This is a genomic window from cf. Phormidesmis sp. LEGE 11477, assembly GCF_015207105.1.
Lineage (GTDB): Bacteria > Cyanobacteriota > Cyanobacteriia > Phormidesmidales > Phormidesmidaceae > Phormidesmis.
Genome location: NZ_JADEXO010000205.1, coordinates 1 through 4,696, shown reverse-complemented (window position 1 = coordinate 4,696; position 4,696 = coordinate 1). Strand labels below are relative to the sequence as shown.

The window sequence follows — 4,696 nt, the reverse complement described above, 5'->3', positions numbered from 1 at the left end:
GAACGCTATTCTTACCCGATGAGCCCTGCTTGCCAGTGCTTTCAGCAAAAGACATCAGGGTTTCGTCTAGGGCTACGCCTTCAGCATCGAAGACAAATTCTTCGGGAATAGAAGGCGGCGTCTCGGGTTGTTCTGGCTCTTCGCTATCGTCTTCGTTGTCGTCTTCACTATCGGACTCGTCTTGATCGTCGTCATCTTCTGGCTGCTGATCTTGCGGCGGTGGCGGCGGTGGCGGCGGCGACTCGTCTTCCATCGGTGGAATCGCACTAGAGCGCGGTACGATCACCAGCTCTACAGCGCTACGCAGATCGTCGGCATTGACAGTAGCGCGGCCATCTAAAGCGGCGCAGGCTTTGGCAACGCGAACCGCGAACAATTCGGCCCGGTGGCCCATTACCCCACCGCGCATCGCTTCGGTGACTAGATAATTAATTTGCTCGGTGGTGATAGTCACATCCTTTAGCCACTCACGCGCCAAGACGATCTGAGTCTTGAGCGTGTCGATCTCTTCTTCAAAATCGGCGAGAAAGGCTTTGGAATCGTTAGCGAACTGATTGACCTGTTCGACGGCGGCGACGCGATCTTCTAGGGTGAGTTCGGCATCTGCGGAAAGGGCGATCGCAATTCGATCCAGCAGATGCTCTCGCAAGTTCCCTTCTTCCGGGTTATACGTTGCAATCATTAGCGGTCGGCAGGGATGCTGAAAGCTAATACCCTCTCTTTCGATCTTGTTGCGTCCTTCTGTCAACGTAGTCAACAACAGATTGCTAATCTGATCATCCAACAGATTAATCTCATCGATGTAAAGCACGCCCCGATGCGCTTCTGCCAGCAATCCTGGCTGAAAGACACTTTCTCCTAACCGAATAGATTTTGCCACATCCACAGACCCTAGCAAGCGATCTTCAGTTACGCCCAAAGGAATTTGAATGAAGGGAGCCTTGATGATTTTGGTGGGCAGTTCCTCAAACGGTGTCTCAGCCGAAAATCGGCTTGCCGTCTCGTCATCCCATTCGGTTGGCTGGGTCGGATCGCAGTTACAAGAGTCTTCAATAATCTCAATTGGGGGCAAAAGCTGATAGAGCGCTCTAGCCAGCACAGATTTTGCCGTGCCTCTGCGTCCGGCAATCACCACACCGCCCAGGCCCGGATCGACCGCGCAGAGCAACAGCGCAAATTTGATCGAGTCCTGGCTGACCACGGCCATTAGCGGAAACGTATCTGGAGTACTGTTGGTGAGTAGGGCAGGCATGGGAAGAAGCTATAACTAACTAACGTTTTCTACGACTGTCGGCCCATGGTGCTGCTGCCAGGAATAACAGGGACTTCTACAGCTTCGCGGAAACCCTCAACACTTTCATCAAACTGAATAGGCAAAACGCCGATTACGTTCTCATGGGGACGAGGAATAATTACCCAGGTTTCTAGCACACCGCCTGGCGCGTTCTGAGCTGCTTCTACGCCAGCTTCCATCGCAGCTTTAACCTCTGAAACGTCACCGCGAATATTGATACAAAACCGAGCGCTGCCAGCTCGGATGTAAGAAACTAGGGTCACTCGACCGGCTTTAACCATCGCGTCTGCTGCCGCCAATACGGGAGGAAACCCTTTGGTTTCGAGTGATCCAACTGCCTGTCCCATCTATGCTCTCCTAAACGTGAATGGAGGTCACGCGATCGCTCATTGCAGTGACTCTATGAACTCCATCACTGATTGTATAGCAATTTGTTGGCTGCATTCGGCGGATTGCGAAGCACTTAGCTCTATAGCCTGTACCGGATGCATTCGTTACAGGTAAGTCAATTGGCCTATTGCAACATGGGGCTTTCAGCCTGAAAACTGCACCTCAGCCAAGTGACAAAAGCTATAGCATCACAAGGTTTATGTAGCAAGCTTTGTAGCGCCCATTAGTAACGAGTGGTGACCGAGCAAAGTCGGCGTCGCGCTACTCAATGAATGGCAAAGACGCTTCTGTATAGTCTAGTTCTAGCGTAGTAATCACATTTGGAGTCGGATTCGGAATCAGGGTATGTGCATATGCACCGTCGCCATAGCAGGCATTAGCAGCTTTGAGCCCCGCCTCTAGGGCAGCTTTGACTTCCGCATTAGGACCGCGCACAACGACATATTGATGACCGCTATCAGCCGGCGCAATTTTGATTAGGGTAACGCGGCCAGCTTTGACCATCGCATCTGCTGCAGCTAGGGAAGCGGGAAATCCGTGAGTTTCGATGGTAACAACAGCAATAGGCATAGGGGAAAGAGGAAGTAGAAAGGATGTGAATGATGAGTGAGTGCTCTGATGGGTTACTCACGCTGCTGGGTTAATCATACGCCTCTGCCTGAGCTGAGAGGCAACGACTTCTCCCCATTCATCGTTCATCATTCACACTTTGATGCCGCTGGGCTGCCCTTGGGCGGCAATCACGCGATCGCATCCCGATTCAGGGTAGGCCCAGGCATAGTAGCTCTCTTTAGGATTTCCCCAGCACAGCAGTAGATACAGCTCGCTGCGGGTGGCTTCGACATCGGCCCACTCTGCGTTTTCGATCAGGGTCTCGACCCGCGCTAGGGTGGTGGGTTCAGGGGGGTTTCCCGCTCGCCAAAGATTGAGACCTGCGATCGCCCGTCGCCAAAAAGAAATCACTACGCCTTTGGCAGCCCCTAGACGCAGCTTGTCTTCGGCAGTGGCCGTAAGCTGAGGATGAATTTCTGGAAAGCGAACGGATTCTCCTCTAAATCGACACTCGCGCCAGACGATGCCTGAGACCCCCTCAGCGATTTGATACTGATGAATTTGTTCGCGAAAATCGCGGAAAGCGTAGATTTGGCTGAGCTTTTGCGGACCGATAGCTTTGGCGATAACCGGATCGTCGATGCGGCTGTCTGTACTTAGCAGCAGGCGATCGCCCCGGACAGCGGCTTTCATCTCAGCGTTGAGAATGTCTAATAGCTGGGCGGTGGTGTAGGCCATAGCTCGCCGGGTGATAAGTTTGGGATCATTTTAGCAAGGTGCGGAGACCGACAGATAAAGACAATCGAGAAAAAGGGAAATAGCGATCGCACCATTTACATTAGACTCTCCTCTTCCAAGAGCGCAGTCAATGACAGTTAATATCCGGCAGAAGGATTTCGTTTTGCGATAGCTTAGGATCCATATAGCGTGTACCTGATGCATTAGTTACACGCGAGTCACTTGGCCTGTTGTACTGCAGGGTTTCTAATCTGTAAGTATGTACTTCAGCCAAGTGAGAAACGCTAAGGAAGCTGTGGCGAACTCATTTATCCAAAGTCTCTTTTGAGTACTTTTTGGCGGCGGTGATGACTCAACAACTAGACGAACAATCGACTGTTCAAAAGATTACTCAGCGGTCTGCAAGAGCAGCTACCGCTGGCGTGGTGATGATTCTGGGCCTGCTGACGCTCTCTAGCTGCGCCGGTAGCAATCTGGGCGATCGCGTAGGTCAAAGCCTAGAGCCAGACCCACAGCTAGCTGAACGTAATAGTCCGAGTGAATCAACCGATCCTGATAGGACGGCTAGCCCAAGGGTAACGGTTAGACCCGCAACCGAAACTGACCAAGACGCTGAAGCAGACCCAGACGAGGCTGCGACCGAAACCAGCTCGGACTCAGATAGCGTTAACTCGGATAGTCAAGCGTCTGATCAAGCAGCAGGAGCTGCAGGCTATGTCGATCTCGATAAAGCGCCAGCAGAGATTCGGCCCTATTTAGACGACTTGCTAACGCTAGAATTGTTGGCGGTGCGATCGCCAGCCACCACCACCGAAGGCACAACACCATCGCCGTCAGCCAATGAGTTTCGGCCCAACCAAGCGACGACCCGGCGAGAATATGCGCGCTGGCTATTAGCCGCCAACAATCGTTTCTATCAAGGCAATCCCAACCGCAGAATCCGCCCCGGCGTAACCAGTAGCCAACCCGTTTTTCAAGACGTTCCGGTCACCGACGCTGACTTTGCCGCGATTCAAGGACTCGCCGAAGCAGGCATTATTCCTAGCCCCCTGACTGGCAGCAGTACCACCCTCACCTTCCGGCCCGATGCGCCTTTGACCCGCAAAGATCTGCTGCTGTGGAAAGTGCCGCTAGATACCCGGCAGCCGCTACCCGAAGCCACCGCCACCGCTGTCAAGCAGGCTTGGAGCTTTCAAGATGCCGACACCATCGATCCGCGCGTATCCCAGGCCCTGATAGCCGACCATCAGCTAGGCGACTTTTCAAATATTCGTCGCACCTTCGGCTATACCACGCTTTTCCAATCTGATAAGGCAGCGACTCGCGCTGAGACGGCAGCCGTGCTCTGGCGTTTTGGCAGCCCCACTGAAGGCATCACCGCCGCCGAAGTCCTCAACCCTACCGCTTCAACAACGCCAGCCGATAGCGAAGATAATGAATGATTCCACCCCACCTAGAAACACTCATTCTAAAAAGGCTGACTTAGGCGCAGCTCATCTAGAAACGCGCGAGCTAGAACGCGACCCCTGGACTGACGACCACTTCTTCGATACCATCTCTGAGCTGGTGATGCTGCATTCGCCCAGTGGCGTAGAAGATGAGATAAACGAATATCTACTGGCCAAATTCTCGGCGCTAGGTGTAGAGCACTGGCAGGATGAGGCGGACAACATTGTGGTGCGACTTGCCAAAGCAAGACAGAATGACACTCCCCCATCCTCC

Annotated in this window: 5 protein-coding genes and 1 pseudogene; 2 read left to right on the top strand and 4 right to left on the bottom strand. The window is 53.1% G+C overall.

What is annotated here, in order from left to right:
* The 4 genes from IQ256_RS28400 to IQ256_RS28385 all read right to left on the bottom strand — a co-directional run.
* Nucleotides 1-1,252, bottom strand: a 1,252-nt coding sequence (locus tag IQ256_RS28400; RefSeq protein WP_193859045.1) for an ATP-binding protein, incomplete at its 3' end; no start/stop codon positions are given.
* 29 nt (nt 1,253-1,281) lie between these two features.
* Nucleotides 1,282-1,641, bottom strand: a complete 360-nt coding sequence (locus IQ256_RS28395) for a carbon dioxide-concentrating mechanism protein CcmK (RefSeq protein ID WP_193859044.1) — start codon at nt 1,639-1,641, stop codon at nt 1,282-1,284.
* A 304-nt stretch (nt 1,642-1,945) separates the two neighbouring features.
* The gene (locus IQ256_RS28390; protein WP_193859043.1) at nt 1,946-2,254 is read right to left on the bottom strand and encodes a carbon dioxide-concentrating mechanism protein CcmK; all 309 of its coding nucleotides are present in this window, start codon (nt 2,252-2,254) and stop codon (nt 1,946-1,948) included.
* Between the two features lie 132 nt (nt 2,255-2,386).
* A complete protein-coding gene (locus IQ256_RS28385) occupies nt 2,387-2,974 on the bottom strand; it encodes a hypothetical protein (protein ID WP_193859042.1) in 588 nt (195 codons plus the stop codon).
* A 347-nt stretch (nt 2,975-3,321) separates the two neighbouring features.
* Between IQ256_RS28385 and IQ256_RS28380 the strand changes: the two genes are divergently transcribed.
* Nucleotides 3,322-4,416 (top strand): S-layer homology domain-containing protein, encoded by a 1,095-nt coding sequence (locus tag IQ256_RS28380; protein ID WP_228025370.1) that lies wholly within the window; start codon nt 3,322-3,324, stop codon nt 4,414-4,416.
* A pseudogene (locus IQ256_RS28375) lies at nt 4,409-4,696 on the top strand (hypothetical protein); the annotation flags it as partial. The gene IQ256_RS28380 and the pseudogene IQ256_RS28375, both read left to right, overlap by 8 nt.

Coding starts and splice junctions, on each gene's coding strand:
- IQ256_RS28385 (WP_193859042.1), bottom strand. CDS start 2,974: ATGGCCTACACCACCGCCCAGCTATTAGACATTCTCAACGCTGAGATG.
- IQ256_RS28380 (WP_228025370.1), top strand. CDS start 3,322: ATGACTCAACAACTAGACGAACAATCGACTGTTCAAAAGATTACTCAG.
- IQ256_RS28390 (WP_193859043.1), bottom strand. CDS start 2,254: ATGCCTATTGCTGTTGTTACCATCGAAACTCACGGATTTCCCGCTTCC.
- IQ256_RS28395 (WP_193859044.1), bottom strand. CDS start 1,641: ATGGGACAGGCAGTTGGATCACTCGAAACCAAAGGGTTTCCTCCCGTA.